Origin of the sequence: Burkholderia sp. MSMB1459WGS, assembly GCF_001534535.1 — a bacterium.
In the GTDB taxonomy this organism is placed as follows: Bacteria; Pseudomonadota; Gammaproteobacteria; order Burkholderiales; family Burkholderiaceae; genus Burkholderia.
In genome coordinates this window covers 194516-213467 of record NZ_LPMU01000052.1, presented here as the reverse complement: position 1 = coordinate 213467, position 18952 = coordinate 194516, and the positions used below count along the sequence as shown (strand labels likewise).

The following is an 18952-nucleotide window of genomic DNA, read 5'->3' as shown; positions in this document are numbered from 1 at the left end:
GGCCGGCGTGGCGCCGCGGCGCGCGTTCGTCGTGCCCGTGACATGCTGCATGTTGCCGTCTCCTTGAATATTTCTGGTATTAATGCCGTCCTTGCATCCTGCTTCCGGCTCGACACAGGTTATCGACCGAGTCTGAGAAAATGCTGACATCCCGGCCCCGGGAAAACCCCTAATCCACCTACCTGCAAACGGCACCATGCGCATTCTCGTCGTGGAGGACGATGCCGAAATCGGCGCGGCGATCCGCAGCCGCCTGGCCCGGCTCGGCCACGCCGTCGATCTCGAAACCGACGGCGCGACCGCGAACGGGCTGTTGCGCGTCGAGCGCTTCGATCTCGTCGTGCTCGATGCGAACCTGCCCGGCATGGATGGCTTCACCGTGCTGCGCAACCTGCGCGCGTCGGGCAGCACGACGCCCGTGCTGCTCGTCACCGCCCGCTCGGCGATCGACGACCGCGTGAGCGGCCTCGGCCTCGGCGCCGACGACTACCTCGTGAAGCCGTTCGACTATCGCGAACTCGACGCGCGCGTGCAAGCGCTCCTGCGCCGCAACAGCGGTCACGCGAACGACGTGCTGACGCTCGGCGGCCTCGTGATCGACCGCAGCAGCCGCCTCGCGGAACTCGACGGCCAGCCGCTGTCGCTGTCGCGCCAGGAATTCGCGCTGCTCGAAATCCTCGCGAGCCGACCGCAACGCATCTTCTCGAAGGAAGAACTGCTGAATCAGTTGTTCAGCTTCGGCAACGAACCGACCGCGAACGCGGTCGAGCAATACGTGACGCGCGTGCGCCGGAAGCTGCAGGGCAGCTCCGTCGAGATCCGCACCGCGCGCGGGATGGGGTATCAGATTGCCGCGCATTGACTGGTTCCCGAAGACGCTGTTCGGGCGCACGCTGCTGTTCATCGCGCTCGTCGTCGCGACCGGCGCGCTCGCGCTCGCGGCGATCGCGCGCTACTACGCGGGCGTCGCGGCCGAACGCGCGTACGACCAGTTGCTGGCGGGCGCGTCGATCCAGGTCGCGGAAAACCTCTATGTACAAGGCGGCGTGCTCGCGCTGAATCCGCCGGTCGCCGCGCTGTCGACGCTGTCGCGCTACGACCTCGTCTACTACAAGGTCGTCGATTCGCGCGGCGTGGTCGTGGCCGGCTACAACGATCTCGCGAGCGCCGCGACGCTCGCCGCCGCGAAGCAGGGCCCCGCGTTCGCGAATGCCGTCTACCAGGGGCACCCGATCCGCACCGCGACGATCGCCCGCTACATGCCCGAGGAAAGCACGCCGGGCTGGGCGCTCGTGACGGTTGCGCAGACAACCAACGCACGCCAGCAGTTGACGAACGACATGAGCATCAAGGTGTGGACGCTGATCCTGCTGATGAGCGTGCTCGCGATCGGCGCGAGCGGCCTCGCGATCCGGCGCGGCCTGCGCCCGCTCGCGCGGATCGGCACGATCATCGCCGCGCGCGACCCGGCCGACCTGCGGCCCGTGGCCGTCGATACGCCGAGCGAGATCGACGCGATCATCGGGTCGATCAACGGGCTGATGCGACGGCTCGCGGAGCGGATCAACGCGATGCAGCGCTTCATCGCCGACGCCGCCCACCAGATGCGCACGCCGCTCGCGCGGCTCGACGCGCAGATCGAACTGCTCGACGGCGAAACCGATCCCGCGCGCCGTGCGGCGCGCCTCGATGCGCTGCGCGCGACTTGTTCGGACGTCGGCCGGCTCACCGGTCAGTTGCTCAATCATGCGATGGTGATTCATCGCACCGAGGCCGTGCCGCTGCAACCCGTCGAACTCGTCGCGCTCGCGAAAGAGGTGCTGGGCCGTACGATTCCGCTCGCCGGTGAGCGCGACGTGGCCGTTGCGTTCGCGAGCGATGCGCCGCATGCATGGATCGACGGCGATGCGATCAGTCTTCAGGAAGCGCTGTCGAACGTGCTGCACAACGCGCTGCTGCACGGCCATGCGGACGACATCGTCGTGTCGGTCGCGACCATCGGCAACGCGGATCGGGCGGTGACGCTGACCGTCACCGACAACGGGCGCGGGATGCCGCGCGAGCACTGGGACGCGGCCCTGCAACCGTTCGTGCGGATCGCGCCGGACGGCAGCGAGCGTCGCACGGGGTCGGGACTCGGGCTCGCGATCGTGCAGGAAGTGATGAAGGCGCACGGCGGGCGCGTGGGGTTCGCGTTTCCCGATACGGGCGGGTTCGCGGTGGTGTTGACGTTTCCGTGCGCGGCAGGAACCGCCGCAGAAACGCGCCATGGACCGTCAGCACCTGAGCGCGCGGCGTGACGCAGCCCCCTGCCCGCGTCACGCCTTGTGCGTCGACAACAAAATGCTCGTCTCGGTATTCGCGATCCCGTCGATCAACCGGATCGCGCCGAGCACGCGATCGAAGTGCTCGAGCGAATCGGCATGCAGCTCGGCGACGAGATCCCAGCGGCCGTTGGTGCTGTGGTTCGACGCGACGTTCGGATGCCCGCGCAGCACCTTCACCACTTCCGCGCCGCGATTGCCCTGCACCGCGATCGACATCAGCGCGCGGATCCGGTGCCGTTCGGCCGCCGGCTTGAGCCGCACCGTGTAGCCGACGATCACGCCGTTCTTCTCCAGCCGCGTCAGCCGGTTCTGCACGGTCGCACGCGCCACGCGCAATGCCTTCGCCAACGCGACGACGGGCAGTCACGCGTTGTCGCGCAGCAGCGCGATGAGCTCGCGGTCGACGCTCGACGCTCGGCAGGATACTTCGATCTCCAAACGAGATCGAAGCATCCTGTCCTGTTTTCAATCGGCCAGCAGCTTCAACCCCGCCGGCAGCGTCTCGCCGAACACGCGCACCGTATCGGCTTCGTCGAACGCGATCGCTTCACGAACCATGTCGATCCACGCCGCCGACGCATTCGCGGCCGACAGGCGCTTGATGACGGCTTCGCGCGTGTCGTCCGGCAGGTCGCGCGAGCGGTCGCCCGTCATCCGCGCAATCTGTGCCGCTGCGAACGCCGCGGGCTCGACCTGCTTCCAGTCGAGCGCGAACAGCGCATCGAGCCAGCCGATGACGGTTTCCGGCGGCACGACGCCGTGCGCGCTGCCGTAGAACGGCCGACGCGCACCGATCCGCCCGAGCGCCCACGCACACAACGCCCGTTCGGCCGGCTTCTGCAATTGCGCGATCAGGCGCTCGGCGAGCTCGACCTTGCGCTCGACGGGCAGCCGTTCGAGCGACGCGGACAGCCGCGTCATGTCGGCCGGCCCGACCTTGGCCGGATCGAACGGCAGCTTGCGCCGCTTGTCGTCGGACGGTTCGAGGAACGCGATCGCGTCGCGCACCTGCGCTTGCGCATCGTCGTCGAGGCCGCCAGCCACGCGCCGCCACAGCGTCCACCACTCGGACCACACCTGGGCGTCGGTCACGTATTGAATGCCGTCGTCGAACAACGGCCACAGCTGCTCGATGCGCCACGCATCGAGCGGATGGCCGAAACCCGGACGCAGGCAATACCCGGCAAGATTCAGCCAGGCGCGCTCGTGATCGGCCGAGCGACGACGCCGCCGCGCCCGCGCAAGCAAAGCGTCGAACAGTTCGCGTGCGAGCGCGACGTCCCAGTCTTCGCGCGCGCCGAGCACCTGTTCGAGTTGCGTGCGCAACCGGCGCGTGTCCTTCGGCGTCACGCCCGCGGCCTTGCTGCCGAACGAGCGCTCGATCAGCGCGATCGCCTGGTCGAGACGCGGATGCCGCGTGGCCGCGGCATCGTCGCCGTGAACCGGCGCATCGCCGCGCAACTGGAATTCGAGCCGCCAGCGGCGCGCCGCGTCGTCAGTCGCGATGCAATGCATTTCGAGCGTGCCGACCTCGGTCAGCGACGCGGTGAGCTTCACCGGCGTCTCGCGCGCGTCGCTGCCCGCCTTCGCATCGACGACCGTCGCGATCGGCGGCAGCCGCACGAAATCGCCGCCGTCGAGATCGACGAGATCGCCGGGTCGATATTGCGTGTCGGCCACCGTCGACACGAGGTGAAAACGCACCGGCTGCCCGAGTTGCAGCGCGAACGTGCGATCGTCGAGCCGGATCTCGCGGCCCTCCTCCGCGCCGCGCGGCAACAGGCAGACGCCGCGTGCGGCCGAATCGTCCGCACCATCGTCGAGCACGAGGAAATAGCTGCGCGCGGAGCCGCCGCCGATACGCGGCGCATGGCCGGCACGCGCGAGTCCGTAGGCCACCGCGCCGCGCGCGACGGCCACATCGGGATGCGCGTTGTGCAGTACGTCGAGCGGCGCGCCGCGCCACGCGCCGAGTGTCTGCGCGAGACGGCCGGCGAGCGCGCGCGCACGGAACACACCGCCATTGAGCAGCAGCGTGTCCGGCAGCGGGCCTTGCGCATGACGCTTCAGGAACGCGGCGACGTGGCGCGTGACGGCCGCGTCGCTCGCATACGGCAAGCCGAATTCGACGATCGCCGCGCGCGCACGGCGCGGCAATTCGCCGGCATCGACCTGCGGAAAGAACCCGTCGACGACGATCTGCTCGACTTCCTGCCGTGTCAGCTCGGCCGAGCGCGCGCCGCCGACGAGCTTGCTGCCCGCGCCGAGCAGCGTGACGGTGACGGACGCAGGCGCGTCGTCGCCGAGTAGCCGCTCCTTGGCCGCGCGGCAGCGCTCGACGAGTTGCGACAGGCTCGCGGCCGACAGCCGCGTACCGGGCTCGGTCAGCCGCGTCTCGACCAGGCGCGCGAGCGCGAGGTCCATGTTGTCGCCGCCGAGCATCAGATGGTTGCCGACGCCGACGCGCGTGAAGGTCGGCTCTCCGTCGTCGCCCGGCGCGACGTCGACGAGCGTGAGGTCGGTCGTGCCGCCGCCGACGTCACAGATCAGCACGCGCCGCGCGGCGGCGAACGTCTCGCGCAACGTGCCGCGCTGACCGTACAGCCAGTCGTAGAACGCGGCCTGCGGCTCTTCCAGCAATCGCAGCGCCGGCAGCTTCGCGCGTCGCGCGGCCTCGACGGTCAACGCGCGCGCGCCGTCGTCGAACGACGCGGGCACCGTCAGGATCACGTCCTGCTCCGCGAGCGGCGCATCGGGAAAGTGCGCGTCCCACGCGTCGCGCACATGCGCGAGATAGCTCGCGCCCGCATCGACCGGCGATACCTTGTCGACGCCGTCGGCCGCGCCCCACGGCAGGATCGTCGCGAGCCGGTCGACCGCCGCGTGCGACAGCCAGCTCTTCGCGCTCGACACGAGCCGGCCCGGCACCTGCGCGCCGAGCGTGCGCGCGTAGCGGCCGATCACGGCCGGCGGCGCGTCGTCCGCCCCGCCGTCACGGCCGCCGCCCGAATGGGCGAGCGCGCCGCGCACGCCAGCCGCCTGCCACGGCAAGCGCAGCGCGTCCGGCGGCAACTCGCCCGCCGCCGGGTGATAGCGCACCGACGGCAACAGCGGCTGCGCGGCCACCGCGCCCGGCCCGACCAGTTGCTCGACGTCGAACACGCGGATCGCGTCGGAACCGGCCTCGACGTATGCGACGACGGTGTTGCTCGTGCCGAGGTCGATGCCGACCGTATAACGCTTCATCGCGCTCAGGCGGCGCCGCGCACGTCGAACTCGACCTTCCAGCGCTCGTTCGTGCCGCTCGGGATCGCCTCGAGTTCGAGCGTGCCGGCTTCGGTCACGCGCGCATGCAGCTTCACCGGCACGACTTCGCCGACCGTACGCCCTTCGGCGGGCAGCGTCGCCTGGATTTCTTCCAGTTCCTGCAGCTCTTCCGGCGACCAGTAGTCGAGCAGCGTGCCGACCTGATCCTGGCGGCGCACCGACGAACCGAAGAAGCGGAACTGCACCGGTTCGCCGACGACGAGGCCGAACTCCTGCGGCGGCAGCGCCGCGTCCGAGCCTTCCTCCATCCCGAACGGCGCGACGCACAGCGCCTGCACCGGCGGTTCGAGCCCCGGCACCGCGGGCATCGCCGATTCGATCGCGACGTAGTATGCGCGCGCCGTGCCGCCGCGAATGCGCACGCCACGGCCGCGCTTCACGTAGCCGTAATACGCCGCGCCGCGCGCAACCGCGAGATCGAGATCGGCGCCTTCGAGCAGGCGCGCGGGCGGCGCGCCTTCGGCGGCGAGCCAGCCGTTGAGCGTGTCGAGCACGCGCTGCGTGAGCAGCGTCGACTTGAACACGCCGCCGTTGAACAGCACGGCGGTCGGATGCAGGAACGTCGCGCCGGGCGGCAGCGTGCGCTGCACGCCTTCGAGCGTGTCGAGCGCCGCAACCTGGCGGCCGAGGAACGCCGCGAGATGGCGCGTGATGCCGGCGTCCTGCGCATACGGCAGGCCGAGCTGCGTCAGGCCGACGCGCGCGCGGCTCACCGGGCGCGCGGCGGCATCGACTTGCGGAAAGAAGCCTTCGAGGACCGTCTGCGTGAGTTCCGCGCGCGTCAGCTCGGTGCGGATCGAGCCGCCGATCAGCTTCGAGCCGCGGCTCGGCACGACGAGCGGCACCGCATCGGTGGTCGGGTCGGACAGCAGCGTTTCCTTGGCCGAGCGGCACGCGTAGGTCAGCGCGCGCAGTTGCCACGGATCGGCCTGCGTGCCCTGCTGCGCGAGCTTGCGCGCGACCACGTGCGCGAGCGCGAGGTCCATGTTGTCGCCGCCGAGCAGGATGTGCTCGCCGACGGCCACGCGATGCAGTTCGAGATTGCCGTCGCGCTCGACCACCGCGATCAGCGACAGGTCGGTCGTGCCGCCGCCGACGTCGACGCACAGGATCAGGTCGCCGACCTGCACCTGCTTGCGCCAGCCGCCCTCGCTCTTCTGGATCCAGCTGTAGAGCGCCGCTTGCGGCTCTTCCAGCAGCGTCATCCGCGAATAGCCGGCGGCCCGCGCGGCTTCCGCCGTCAGTTCGCGCGCGGCCGGATCGAACGATGCGGGAATCGTGACCGTCACGTCCTGGTCGGCGAACGGCGCGTCGGGGTGTGCATGGTCCCACGCTTCGCGCAGGTGCGTCAGGTAGCGGATCGAGCTTTCCAGCGGCGATACGCGCGCCACTTCCGGCGGCGCATCGCTCGGCAGGATCGCCGCGCGGCGGTCGACGCCCGGGTGGCACAGCCAGCTCTTCGCGCTCGACACGAGGCGGATCGGCGTGCCGGCGCCGCGCGTGCGCGCCATTTCGCCGACCGCGAAGCCGCGCGAGGCCGTCCACGGCAGCGTCAGGTCGCCCTGCGTCAGTTCGCTTTCATGCGGCAGGTAGAGGAACGACGGCAGCAGGTCGCGCGATTCCAGCGCGCCGGGCGCGGTGAGCTGCGCGATCGGCAGCACCTGCTGCACGATCTTTTCGCCGTCGCTCGTGCTGCTGTCGACGTACGACAGCGCGCAATGGGTCGTCCCGAGGTCGATACCGATCGAATAGCGCGGATCGCTCACAGTTCCACCTCCGCCGGTGCGATCACCGATGCGTCGTGGCTGCCCGTCAGCTTCGGCAGGCGCACGTCAGACACGCGCCAGCCGCGATGGCTGACGGTGCCGGTGAACGGCGCGGAGCCGACCACGTTGCCGGTCACGCGTACGGCCGTCGCGTCGAAGCCGGCCGGCAGCGTCACACGGCTGCCTTCGGCTTCGTCGCGCACCGGCACGATCGTGAAGTGTTCGCGCAGTGCGGCGCGGCAGCCGTCGTGCACGAGGCGCGCGGCGGCGCCGATGTCGGCGTCCGCGTAGCCGGCGATGTCTTCCTCGACGAAATCGATGAAGCGTGCATCGCGTTGCAGCAGGCCGAGCAGTTGCAGGGCAGCCTGCGGGCTCGATTCGCGCAGCTCGGGGGCCGGCGCCTTCACGGGCGCCGCGGCCGGTGCCGGCGCAGCAGCGGGTGCCGGTGCTGCCGGGGCCTGGGCAACCGGCGCCGCCGGGACGCCGTCGCGCACGCGCAGCACTTCGGCCGCGAACTCGCGGTTGCCGAGCACGGAGAAGAACGTGCCGACGGCCAGCGACAGCCGGCCGAAGAAGGACAGGTTGGATTCGGGCATGGGGTCTGGACTCCTGTGGGCTCGCAGCACGGCGAGCGATCTTGCCTGGGCGCCCGGCCGCAGCGTGCGGAATGCGCACTGCCGCCGCCCGGCGCGTGATTCGAACGCGCCCTCGCGGGTGCGGAAAACCCGTATTTTGCCCTGTGGCGGGCGAACCGGGCAGAAGTCGGGGGACAGAACACCGCAGCGCGGCGGTTTCGGCCGCGCCGGATCGCAAGTCGGGTGCGCCCGAGCGCGATGCTGCGACGCGTCAGCGCGGCTTGCGCCGCCGGGCCGCCTTCGCTTCGAAATCGCGCGACAGCATGCCGAGCGTGACTTCGCCGAAGCGCGCGAGCAGCGAGGCTTCGGCCTCCTTCAGCGTCGCCGACAGATGCGCGTTGACGGCCTGCTCGACCAGGCACTCGGGCGCATCCTCGGACACCAGGTCGGAAAACAGCGGCGGTTCGCCCACCGCGCGATAGACGTCGAGCAGCGTGATGTCGTCGAGCGCGACGCTCAGCGCCCAGCCGCCGCCGTGCCCCTTCTCCGACTGCACGTACCCGCAATCGCGCAGCCCGCCGAGCAGCCGCCGCACGACGACCGGGTTCGTGCACAGCATCGTCGCGATCGTCTCCGACGTCAGCGGACCGTCGGCCTGGTCCATGTGGATCAGCGCATGCAGCATGCGCGACAAACGACTGTCGGTTCTCACGGGCGGGACTCCCTTTTCTCGAAACTTCTGAAGTTGCATGAATGATACCATCGCCCTATCATGCAACTTCTCGTGTTTCATGAGTTGTCCGCCAGCGAAGCACGTGGTCATTCAAGCAGGTTCAGAAAGGAGTCGATGCATGCATTCCCATCATGAAGTGATCGTGATCGGCGGCAGCTTTGCCGGGTTGTCGGCCGCGATGCAACTGGCGCGGGCACGCCGCCGCGTGCTCGTGATCGACGCCGGCCGGCCGCGCAACCGCTTTGCCGAACACGCGCATGGCTTCTTCGGGCAGGACGGCAAGCCGCCCGCGCAGATCGTCGCCGAAGCGAGCGCGCAACTCGCCGCGTATCCAACCGTGCAGCGTATCGACGGCGAGGTCCGCACCGCCGAACGCAACACGGATGGGCGCTTCGACGTGACGCTGGCCGATGGCCGCCACGCGAGCGCCGACCGGCTGATTCTCGCGACCGGCATCCGCGACGAACTGCCGGCGCTGCCCGGGCTCGCCGAACGCTGGGGCATCAGCGTGCTGCACTGTCCGTACTGCCACGGGTACGAGGTCGGCGGCCAGCGGCTCGGCGTGCTCGCCTCGCATCCGCTGTCGGTCCATCAGGCGATCCTGATTCCGGACTGGGGCCCGACGACATGGTTCACGCAGGGCGTGGTCGAAGCGAATGAAGCAGAAGCCGCGTTGCTCGCCGCGCGCGGCGTGCGCATCGAGCGCTCGCCGGTCGTCGAGATCCTCGGCGATGCGCCGCGTATCGACGCGCTGCGGCTCGCCGACGGGCAGGTCGTGCCGATCGACGCGCTGTTCATCGGCGCGCGCACAACCATGGCGAGCGACCTCGCACAGCAGCTCGGCTGCGCGTTCGACGAAGGGCCGCTCGGCCTCGCGATCCGCGTCGATACGTGGAAGCAGACGAGCGTCGCCGGTGTGTATGCGGCCGGCGACGCGTCGAGCCTGATGACCAACGCGACCTTCGCATCGGCATCCGGCGTGGCGGCCGGCGTGGGCGCACACCGGTCGCTGATTTTCGGGCTGGACGCATAGGCGGGGGCAGCAGGCGTCACGACGCGCGCGGCGCGGCGTCCACCGCCGGCTGCGCGTCCGCTCCACACTCCTCCAGCGAGATCAGACGCGTTTCGTGCCCGTTGAGCCACCACGGGCCGGCCGTGACGCGTTCCCGCCATCCCCGTCGGCGCCGCCCGGCGCCACGTCGATGGCTTCGCCGCGCGATGTGCGGTTTAATGCTCGCCATCATCCGCATTAAGAGCCATGAAATGCTCGACCTCGACGACCTTCGACTCGTCCGCGCGATCGGCATGTCGCGCTCCCTCGCCGCCGCCGCCCGGTTGCTCGATCTCACGCCGCCCGCGGTCACGATTCGCCTGCAGCGGATGGAGGCACGCCTGTCCGCCAGGCTCGCCGTGCGGCAGCCGAAAGGCATCGCACTGACCGACGAAGGGCAGCGGCTGTATCAGGAAGCCGTCGGCATTCTCGAGCGCGTGGAGGCGCTGCCGGTCAGTATCGCGGGCGACCACGGCGACGTGCAGGGCACGCTGCGCGTCGTCGCCCCGCTCGGCTTCGGCCGCAAGTACGTCGCCCGGATCGTGCGCGACCTGCACCGTGCGCATCCGAAACTCGACATCTCGCTCCACCTGTCGGAAAGCCCGTTGACCAGCGCGGCGGGGGCCGACGTGGTCGTTCATGTCGGCAGCCTCAAGTCGTCGTCGTGGATCGGCTATCCGCTCGCGCCCAACGAGCGCTTTCTGTGTGCGAGCCCCGCGTACGCGCGCCGCATCGAGGATCTGAACCATCCGTCCGACCTGGCACGATACGACTGCCTGTGCCTGCGCGAGAACGACGAAGACATCCCGCGCTGGCGCTTCTCGCCCGGCAGCAGCGTCAAGGGCGAATCGCGACGCTCCGCCGTCATCCGCGTCACCGGCGCGCTGTCGTCGAACGACGGCACCGTCATCACCGAATGGGCGCTCGCCGGGCTCGGCATCGTCGAACGCTCCGAGTGGGACGTCGCGCCGCTGCTCGCGAACGGCAAGCTCGTCCGGTTGCTGCCCGGCTGGCGCTTGCCGCCCGCGCCGGTGACGGCGCTGTTGCCGTCGCGCACCGGCCGTTCCGCGCGGCAGCGGGTGTTTCTCGACGCCGCGCGACGGTTTCTCGATCCGCCGCCGTGGCGCGGCAAGGCGTGAGCCGGGGGCGCGATCCGCGAGATTCGATCCATTAAATCCGGCTTAATGACGGATTAGTCCTGCATTAAGCACGATGCGAGCCAACTGCCCTACAGTGTCCGCTTCGGCAACCTCGCAATCGGACCCACCGTGGACCTTCACACGCTCAATACCCCGGCCGCATTGATCGATGTCGGCCGCATGCGTCGCAACATCGCGCGCATGCAGGCGCATCTGGACGCACTCGGCGTCCGGTTCCGGCCGCACGTCAAAACCACCAAATGCCGGCACGTCGTCGACGCGCAGATCGCGGCGGGCGCGCAAGGCATCACGGTGTCGACGCTCAAGGAAGCCGAGCAGTTCTTCGCCGACGGCATCCGCGACATCGTCTATGCGGTCGGCATGGTGCCCGCCAGGCTCGGCCAGGCGCTTGCGCTGCGCCGGCAGGGCTGCGACCTGAAGATCGTCGCCGACAGCCTGCCGGCCGCGCATGCGATCGCCGCCTTCGGGCGCGAGCACGGCGAACGTTTCGACGTGTGGATCGAGGTCGACGTCGACGGCCACCGCTCGGGCATCCCGCCCGAAGCCGACCTGCTGATCGACGTCGGCCGCGCGCTGACCGACGGCGGCATGCTGCTCGGCGGCGTGCTCGCGCACGCCGGCTCCAGCTACGAATACGACACGCACGATGCGCTGGTCGCGATCGCCGAGCAGGAGCGCAGCCGCACCGTGCGGGCCGCGGAGCGCCTGAGGGCGGCCGGCTTGCCGTGCCCGGTCGTGAGTATCGGATCGACGCCCACCGCGCTGGCGGCGCAACGGCTCGACGGCGTGACCGAAATGCGCGCCGGCGTGTACGTGATGTTCGACCTCGTGATGCACAACATCGGCGTGTGCGAACTGTCGGACATCGCGCTGTCGGTGCTGACCACCGTCATCGGCCACCAGGAAGAGAAAGGCTGGGCGATCGTCGACGCGGGCTGGATGGCGATGAGCCGCGACCGAGGCACGCAACGCCAGGCGCGCGATTTCGGCTACGGGCAGATCTGCACCGAAGCCGGCGAAGTGCTCGGCGACTACCTGATGAGCGCCGCCAACCAGGAACACGGGATCGTGTCGCGCGCGGGCACGCCGGATACCGGTATCGCGCAGCGGTTTCCGATCGGCACGCGCCTGCGCATCCTGCCGAATCACGCGTGCGCCACCGGCGCGCAACATCCCGAATACCAGGCCATCGGCGACGACGGCGACGCGCAGACGTGGCCGCGCTTCTACGGCTGGTGAGCGAAGTCCGGCGTCCATGCCGCGTCATCCACGCATTGACTATTCGTCCAACTCTGGACAGAATTTAAACATTCTCGATTCGTCTCGTGCCGAACAGCTCCGCGACCATGCCGACCGACGCCCGCCTCCTCCTCCTCGACCGCGACGCCGTCGAGCCCGCCCTGCAGGCCGGGCAAGTGCTGGCGGCCGTCCGCGAAGCCTTCGTGCTGCACAGTCAAAGGGCCGGACGCGTATTCCCGGTGGTGCGCGAGAAGCTGCATACCGGCGGCGTGTTCGGCATCAAGTCGGGCGACGTCGCCGGTCAGGATCTGCTCGGCTTCAAGGCCGCCGGGTTCTGGCCGGGCAACCGGGCACGGGGGGGGGAGCCGCATCAGGCCACCGTCGCGCTGTTCGATCCCGCGACGGGCAGGCCGCTGTGCATCATGGACGGCAACGCGATCACCACCGCGCGGACCGGCGCCGCGGGCGGCCTCGGGCTGCAGTTGCTCGCGCGCCGCGACAGCACGCGGATCTGCGTGTTCGGCACCGGCGTGCAGGCGCGCGTGCAGCTCGACTACGCGCTCAGGCTGCTGCCGCAGCGGTGCACGGTGCAGTACGTGAACGTCAGTGGCGAGCCGGACCCGGCGTTCGAATCGCACTTCGTCGAACGGTGCGAGATCGGCGTCGCTGGCGACCGGAACGAGGCGGTCGCCAATAGCGACGTGGTAATCACGGCCACGCCCGGCGGCGGCGCGTTGTTCGACGCGGATGCGCTTCAGCCGGGCACCCACCTGACCTGCGTGGGCGCCGATACCGCGGGCAAGCGCGAACTTCCCGCAGGCGTGCTGGAACGCGCGCGCATCGTCGTGGACGATCACGACCAGGCGCGCAGCATCGGCGAGTGCCAGTGGGCGCCCGATTTGCCGCGTACGGAGATCGGTGACATCCTCGCGGGTGCGACATCGGTCGACCGTGCCGCGCACGAGATCACCGTCTTCGACATGACCGGGCTCGCGCTTCAGGACCTGACCGTCGCGCGCCTCCTGTACCGGTACGCCCTCGACAACGGCACCGGAACCTCCGTTCCGTGGCCCTGGTAAAACGACTTCCCGCTTTCCGCCGCCATGCGTCTCGCCAAAGTTTCCGCCCTCTCGTTCGACCTCGACGACACCCTGTGGCCGTTCGGGCCGTCCGTCGTCCGGGCCGAGGCGACGCTTCGCGCATGGCTGATCGAGCACGCGCCCAATACCGCGAGCGTGCTGCCGACGCAACAGGCACTCAGTGCGCTACGTGAGGAATACGAACGTTCATGTCCGGAGCTCGCCAGCGACTATCGTGCGATGAGAATCGGGTCGATCCGGCTCGCGCTGGAACGCGCGAACGAAGACGTCTCGCTGACCGACCGTGCTTACGACGTCTTCTACGCGGCGCGCAACCGCGTCGAATTCTACGAAGACGCGCTGCCGGCGTTGGCATGGTTGAGCGCCCGCTTTCCGTTGATCGCGGTCACCAACGGCAACGCGGATCTCCGGCTGACCGGCGGCGGCGAGTTCTTCCGCACGACGCTCAGCGCGCGTGCCTTCGGCTTCGCCAAGCCGGCACCCGAGATCTTCCATGCGGCGGCGGACGCACTCGACGTACGTCCGGCCGAATTGCTGCATGTCGGCGACGACTTCCACCTCGATATCGTCGGCGCGTTGAATGCGGGGCTTCAAGCCGCATGGATCGTGCGCGAGCCTCGGGCCGAAGGAGAACGGGCGCCTCGGCATCGGGCGACGCCGCATCTCACGCTGCGCGACCTTGCGATGCTGTGCCGTGCGCTTGGCGGGCCAGATACGGTGTCGCGATCGTAGGCGAACGCGGCAGGTCATGCCGATACGGCGCATGACCCGCCACCCGTTTCACGCCGCCTTCCTCGCCTCCGCGATCCGCTGCGGCGCCTTCGGCCGCGCATACAGCCGTTCGAGATACGCGCGCAATTGCGGGAACGGTTCGATCAGGTGGCATTCGTTCGCCCAGTCGATCAGGTAGGCCGTCACGCAATCGGCCACCGTCAGCGCATCGCCGACGATGAACTCGCGCCCTTCGAGATGCTTGTCGAGAATGACGGCCATCGTGGCGAAATCCTCGCGCGCCAGTTCGATATCGGCCGGCGAGCGCTTCTCCGGCGGATAGAGGAACGTGTGCCGCGTGATCCGCCACAGCGGCTGCTCGAGCTCCGTCACCGCGAACATGATCCACCGATAGGCCTGCGCCCGCAGCACCGGATCGACGGGCAGCAGCGCCTTCTCCGGGTATTTGTCCGCGAGATACAGCACGATCGCGGCCGATTCGGGAATCACGAGGTCGCCGTCCACCAGCACGGGCACCTTGCCGGCCGGATTGAGGCGCAGGAATTCGGGCCGCTTGTGCTCGCCCTCGAGCAGGTTGACCGACACGAATTCGAAATCCGCATCCAGTTCCTTCAGCCCCCACAGCGCCCGTTGCGAGCGGGTGCCGGCAAATCCGTAAAGCTTCATCGCCAATCTCCATCCAGAACGTCGGAAAAAAGCCCGTATCCGGGCCACGCGCATCGAACCGGGCGACACGCAGCGCCCGGCATCACGCGTCGCTCACGCGCCGGGAATCGCCAGCACCGGCATCACGTCGACCGACACGCCCGGGAACAGCGTGAAATGCGGATGACCTTCGAACAGCGCGGCGGCCGCGTCGTGCGACGACGCCCGCACGACGGTAAAGCCGGTCAGCGCATTGGCCGTGTCGCGGATGCCGCCTGCGTCGATGGTCTTGGTCTTGCCGAGCGGCCCGCCCAGCTCGACGATCGCGTCGCGATGGCGCTCGACCCACGCATGCCATGCGGCGATGCCGTCGCGCTCGCGCGTGCGCCGCTCTTCCTCGGGCAGCGCGAGCCATGCCTTCATCGCCGGGCTATCCTGGCTCCCGAGAAATACGGCGAGATACACCTGCTGTTGCGCACTCATGCCTTCTCCTCCGATGACGGACGCAGCGGGTTGCCGCGCCTCGACCTTGACAAGATAGGTTGATATCAACACAATTGCAACATGGCACGAAAAGAAAAGCTTCCCTTCGAAACGACGCTGATGGTGCGCGATTGCTGCCTGTGCCTGCACATGCAGCGCGCGGCGCGCAATCTGGCGCGCATCTTCGACGATGTGCTGCGCCCGCTGGATCTCACCAACGGCCAGTTTTCGCTGCTGATGTCGTTGAATCGGCCGCAACCGGCCCCGATGAAATCGGTCGCGTCGCTGCTCGCGATGGATCGCACCACGCTCACCGCGGCGCTCAAGCCGCTCGAGCGGCGCGGCCTCGTCGCGATCGCGCAGGATCCGGACGACCGGCGCAGCCGCCTGCTCGAACTGACGCCGGCCGGGCACGGCCTGCTGGCCGAAGCGTTTCCGCTGTGGCAGCGCACGCATGCCGAGATCGAGCGGGCGTTCGCGCCGGGCGAAGTCGACCAGTTGCGCGGCCAGTTGCGCACGCTGTCGATCGATCCGGGTTCGCGCGACTGAGCCGGCACACGGAGCGGGCCGCGGCGGTCGCGCGCACTTCCTGCCACGCGCTGTCAGCAGACATTGCCGGCCCCCGTCGCACCGCCCGATTCGGTGGCAATATCGCTCGGCACGACAACCGATCCGTTATCCAAGGAGACGAGCATGAGCAACAACGAGAAAGGCGCGACTTTCCGGTCGCTTCACCGTGCGGGCCAACCGCTGGCGCTGTTCAACGTATGGGACGCCGGCAGTGCGCGCGCGGTGGCCGACGCCGGCGCCGCCGCGCTGGCCACCGGTAGCTGGTCCGTCGCAGCCGCCAACGGTTTCGGCGACGGCGAACAGATGCCGCGCGCACTGATGATGGAGGTGCTGGAGCGGATCGTGCGCGCGACGGACCTGCCCGTCACCGTCGATCTCGAAAGCGGCTACGGCGAGCGGCCGGAGGAAGTCGGCGAGACGATCGCGCTGAGCATCCGGGCCGGCGCAATCGGCTGCAATCTCGAAGACAGCGTGCCGTCGACGGGCGAACTGCGCGACGTCGACGCCGCGGCGGCCCGTCTCGCGGCAGCGCGGCAGGCGGCCGATCGCGCGGGCGCCGACTACTTCATCAACGCGCGCACCGACGTGTTCTTCCTGGCGGCGGCCGATACGCACGACGAACGGTTGCTCGAGGCGACGCTGGCGCGCGCCCGCGCTTATGCGGCGGCCGGCGCCGACGGCCTGTTCGTGCCGGGCCTGCGCGCGCCGGCGCTCATTCGTGCGCTGACGGCCGCGTCGCCGCTGCCGGTGAACGTGATGCGCGTCGCGGAAACGCCGACGCTCGCCGAACTCGCCGAGTACGGCGTGGCGCGCATCAGCCACGGGCCGTATCCGTATCTGCAGGCGATGAAGGCGCTGGCGGCGCTGGTCAGGCAGGGCGGCTGACGGATTCGCGAAACGGCGGGCGCCACCGCGCGTCGAACGATGACATCGCATGTCATTGGCGCACGACACGCCCGCTTCTACGCTTCGGGGAGCGCGCCGCCATTCCGGCGGCGCCCGTCGCCCGCAGACATCATGTGCGCCCATCCGCTTCCGCGCGACTGGAACACGCCGCCGGCGCCGGCCGCTGCGCCGCCGCTGCCGGTCATCCCGATCGGCTTCATCCACGAAGGCGTCGTGCTGCGTTACTTCTCGCCGATCACGACGGTCGGCACGCCGCAAAGCGCGGCCGCGCAGGAATTACGCATGGAATGCATGTTTCCCGCCGACGATGCGACCGACACGCGCGGCACCGGCAGTTGCTCGACGCGCACGCGCCGGCGCGCTGACGACGCTCAGGAGGCCTTGATGAAATCGATGAACGCACGTAGCGCCGGCGGCACGAGACGCCGCCCGGGATAATACAAGAAGGGGCCGGAGAACGGCCGCCACCACGGTTCGAGCACGGGTTCGAGCGCGCCGCTGTCGAAATGCGGGCGCACCCAGTCTTCGAACAGATACAGGATGCCGGTACCGGCGATCGCCGCATCGACCAGCAGGTCCGTCGCGCCGCCGATCTGCACCAGCAGCGGGCCGACGGCCGGCTCGACCCGCACGACCTCGCCGTCGCGCTCGTACTCCCACGGCGGCATCGCGCCGCTGGCGAAGCGCCCGCGCAGGCACCGATGGTCGAGCAGATCGCGCGGATGCCGCGGCCGGCCGTGCCGGGCGAGATAGCCGGGCGCCGCCGCGGTCGCGAAGCGCTGGATGCGCGGGCCGATCGGCACCGCGATCATGTCCTGTTCGAGCCGTTCGTCGTAGCGGATACCCGCGTCGCATCCGGCCGCCAGCACGTCGACGAAATTTTCTTCGGCGATCACTTCCAGCCGGATATCCGGATACGCATCGAGAAAGCGCGGCACGATCGCAGGCAGCACGAGCCGCGATGCGCTGACCGGCACGTTGAGCTTCAGCGTGCCGGCCGGCCGGTTCCGGAATTCGTCGATATCGTCGAGCGCCGCCGCCACTTCGGTCAGTGCGGGCCCGAGGCGCGCAAGCAGGCGCTCGCCGGCTTCGGTAGGCACGACGCTGCGCGTCGTGCGGTGCAGCAGCCGCACGCCGAGCTGCGCTTCCAGCCGGCGCACGGCTTCGCTCAGCCCCGACGCGCTGAGGCCCGTCATGCGTGCGGCGTCGCGGAATCCGCTGGCGCGTGCCACGGCCATGAACGCGTTCAGATCGCCCAGATCGGTTTGCATTGTTCGCCTTTTCGTACAACCCGTGCGAATTATGACGTCTTATCGCGCAGACGACTCGTCCCTATGCTGAACGCATTCATCCCATCGACAGGAGCACGGTCATGCCCGACATTCGTCCCACCGCCACCTTCAAGCTCGGCGATCGCCACGTCAAACGAATCGGCTACGGCGCGATGCAGCTTGCAGGCCCCGGCGTATTCGGCCCGCCGAAAGATCGCGATGCTGCATTGCGCGTCTTGCGCGAAGCCGTCGAGTCCGGCGTCGACCATCTCGACACCAGCGACTTCTACGGCCCGCACGTCACGAACCAACTGATTCGCGACGCGTTGCATCCGTATCGCGACGATCTCGTGATCGTCACCAAGATCGGCGCGCGACGCGGCGACGATGCGTCGTGGCTGCCCGCGTTCGCGCCCGACGAACTCGAACGGGCCGTGCACGACAACCTGCGCAACCTGCGGCTCGACGTGCTCGAGATCGTCAACCTGCGCATCATGTTCGACACGCACGGGCCGGCAGAAGGATCGATCGAAGCGCCGCTGGCCACGCTCGCCGAACTGCAGCGGCGCGGGCTCGTCCGGCATATCGGCCTGAGCAACGTCACGCCCGCGCAGGTCGCGGAAGGCCGGCGGATCTGCGACATCGTCTGCGTGCAGAACCACTACAACATCGCGCATCGCGGCGACGATGCGCTGATCGACGCGCTTGCTCGCGACGGCATCGCATACGTGCCGTACTTTCCGCTCGGCGGCTTCTCGCCGCTGCAGTCGTCGACGCTGTCCGGCGTCGCCGCCCGTACCGGCGCGACGCCGATGCAGGTCGCCCTTGCGTGGCTGCTGCACCGCGCGCCGAATGTCCTGCTGATTCCCGGCACGTCGTCGGTCGCGCATCTGCACGAGAATCTCGCGTCAGCCGACGTCGATCTGCCGGCAGACGCGCTCGCGGAACTCGATCGCATCGCGGGCGCCGACGCCGCCTGACGCGCGGACGATCGCCCGGCAGCCCGTGCAACGCGGGCCGCCGGGCCACCGGGCCACCGGGCCGCCGGCCGCCGGATCGCCGGCCGG

At 69.4% G+C, this 18952-nt stretch carries 18 protein-coding genes and 1 pseudogene; 11 read left to right on the top strand and 8 right to left on the bottom strand.

The genetic code is table 11. The annotated features are described in order from the left end of the window. The first annotated feature begins 196 nt into the window (after nt 1-196). Together WT97_RS20465 and WT97_RS20460 are read left to right on the top strand one after the other, a co-directional pair. Nucleotides 197-862, top strand: coding sequence for a response regulator transcription factor (locus WT97_RS20465; protein WP_027782307.1), 666 nt, complete (start codon nt 197-199; stop codon nt 860-862). Further along, on the top strand, nt 849-2300 hold the full coding sequence (locus WT97_RS20460) for a sensor histidine kinase (protein ID WP_060354246.1): 1452 nt from the start codon (nt 849-851) through the stop codon (nt 2298-2300). Before WT97_RS20465 ends, WT97_RS20460 begins: the two co-directional genes overlap by 14 nt. An 18-nt stretch (nt 2301-2318) precedes the next feature. On the opposite strand, the gene WT97_RS20455 is transcribed toward WT97_RS20460, so the two are convergent. The 5 genes from WT97_RS20455 to WT97_RS20435 all read right to left on the bottom strand — a co-directional run bounded on the left by WT97_RS20455 (nt 2319) and on the right by WT97_RS20435 (nt 8707). Continuing rightward, a complete protein-coding gene (locus WT97_RS20455; RefSeq protein WP_257128538.1) occupies nt 2319-2690 on the bottom strand; it encodes an Lrp/AsnC family transcriptional regulator in 372 nt (123 codons plus the stop codon). Nucleotides 2691-2792: 102 nt separating this feature from the next. Further along, a complete protein-coding gene (locus WT97_RS20450) occupies nt 2793-5573 on the bottom strand; it encodes an Hsp70 family protein (protein ID WP_060354245.1) in 2781 nt (926 codons plus the stop codon). A gap of 5 nt (nt 5574-5578) precedes the next feature. Beyond that, entirely contained in the window at nt 5579-7420 is a 1842-nt protein-coding gene (locus WT97_RS20445; RefSeq protein WP_060354244.1) for an Hsp70 family protein, read from the bottom strand. After that, entirely contained in the window at nt 7417-8016 is a 600-nt protein-coding gene (locus WT97_RS20440) for a DUF2760 domain-containing protein (RefSeq protein WP_060354243.1), read from the bottom strand. Before WT97_RS20440 ends, WT97_RS20445 begins: the two co-directional genes overlap by 4 nt. A 250-nt stretch (nt 8017-8266) precedes the next feature. Continuing rightward, nucleotides 8267-8707 (bottom strand): Rrf2 family transcriptional regulator, encoded by a 441-nt coding sequence (locus WT97_RS20435; RefSeq protein ID WP_059504286.1) that lies wholly within the window; start codon nt 8705-8707, stop codon nt 8267-8269. A gap of 139 nt (nt 8708-8846) precedes the next feature. On the opposite strand from WT97_RS20435, the gene WT97_RS20430 reads away from it, so the two are divergent. The 5 genes from WT97_RS20430 (at nt 8847) to WT97_RS20410 (ending at nt 14010) form a co-directional block, all read left to right on the top strand. Continuing rightward, nucleotides 8847-9761, top strand: coding sequence for an NAD(P)/FAD-dependent oxidoreductase (locus tag WT97_RS20430; protein ID WP_060354242.1), 915 nt, complete (start codon nt 8847-8849; stop codon nt 9759-9761). A 197-nt stretch (nt 9762-9958) separates the two neighbouring features. Next, complete coding sequence (locus WT97_RS20425; RefSeq protein ID WP_060036480.1) at nt 9959-10918, top strand: LysR substrate-binding domain-containing protein; 960 nt, start codon at nt 9959-9961, stop codon at nt 10916-10918. A 129-nt stretch (nt 10919-11047) separates the two neighbouring features. Further along, entirely contained in the window at nt 11048-12178 is a 1131-nt protein-coding gene (locus WT97_RS20420; protein ID WP_060354241.1) for a DSD1 family PLP-dependent enzyme, read from the top strand. A gap of 107 nt (nt 12179-12285) precedes the next feature. After that, nucleotides 12286-13257, top strand: coding sequence for an ornithine cyclodeaminase family protein (locus tag WT97_RS20415; protein WP_060276966.1), 972 nt, complete (start codon nt 12286-12288; stop codon nt 13255-13257). Between the two features lie 24 nt (nt 13258-13281). Further along, nucleotides 13282-14010, top strand: a complete 729-nt coding sequence (locus WT97_RS20410; RefSeq protein WP_060354240.1) for an HAD family hydrolase — start codon at nt 13282-13284, stop codon at nt 14008-14010. Nucleotides 14011-14058: 48 nt separating this feature from the next. Here the strand turns inward: WT97_RS20410 and WT97_RS20405 are convergent, their stop codons facing one another. Further along, the gene (locus WT97_RS20405; RefSeq protein WP_059504298.1) at nt 14059-14676 is read right to left on the bottom strand and encodes a glutathione S-transferase family protein; all 618 of its coding nucleotides are present in this window, start codon (nt 14674-14676) and stop codon (nt 14059-14061) included. A gap of 93 nt (nt 14677-14769) precedes the next feature. Beyond that, complete coding sequence (locus tag WT97_RS20400; protein WP_060354239.1) at nt 14770-15138, bottom strand: YciI family protein; 369 nt, start codon at nt 15136-15138, stop codon at nt 14770-14772. 81 nt (nt 15139-15219) lie between these two features. Here WT97_RS20400 and WT97_RS20395 point away from each other — a divergent pair, with 81 nt between their 5' ends. The 3 genes and pseudogenes from WT97_RS20395 to WT97_RS33205 all read left to right on the top strand — a co-directional run. After that, nucleotides 15220-15687, top strand: a complete 468-nt coding sequence (locus WT97_RS20395) for a MarR family winged helix-turn-helix transcriptional regulator (protein ID WP_059504302.1) — start codon at nt 15220-15222, stop codon at nt 15685-15687. Between the two features lie 144 nt (nt 15688-15831). Next, nucleotides 15832-16593, top strand: a complete 762-nt coding sequence (locus tag WT97_RS20390) for an isocitrate lyase/phosphoenolpyruvate mutase family protein (RefSeq protein WP_059504303.1) — start codon at nt 15832-15834, stop codon at nt 16591-16593. A 126-nt stretch (nt 16594-16719) separates the two neighbouring features. Beyond that, nucleotides 16720-16979 (top strand): annotated as a pseudogene (locus WT97_RS33205) (transcriptional regulator); the annotation flags it as partial. A gap of 6 nt (nt 16980-16985) precedes the next feature. Here WT97_RS33205 and WT97_RS20385 read toward each other — a convergent pair. Next, a complete protein-coding gene (locus WT97_RS20385; protein WP_059794768.1) occupies nt 16986-17885 on the bottom strand; it encodes a LysR family transcriptional regulator in 900 nt (299 codons plus the stop codon). A gap of 101 nt (nt 17886-17986) precedes the next feature. Between WT97_RS20385 and WT97_RS20380 the strand changes: the two genes are divergently transcribed. Then, on the top strand, nt 17987-18865 hold the full coding sequence (locus tag WT97_RS20380; RefSeq protein WP_059794771.1) for an aldo/keto reductase family oxidoreductase: 879 nt from the start codon (nt 17987-17989) through the stop codon (nt 18863-18865). Nucleotides 18866-18952: the final 87 nt, after the last annotated feature.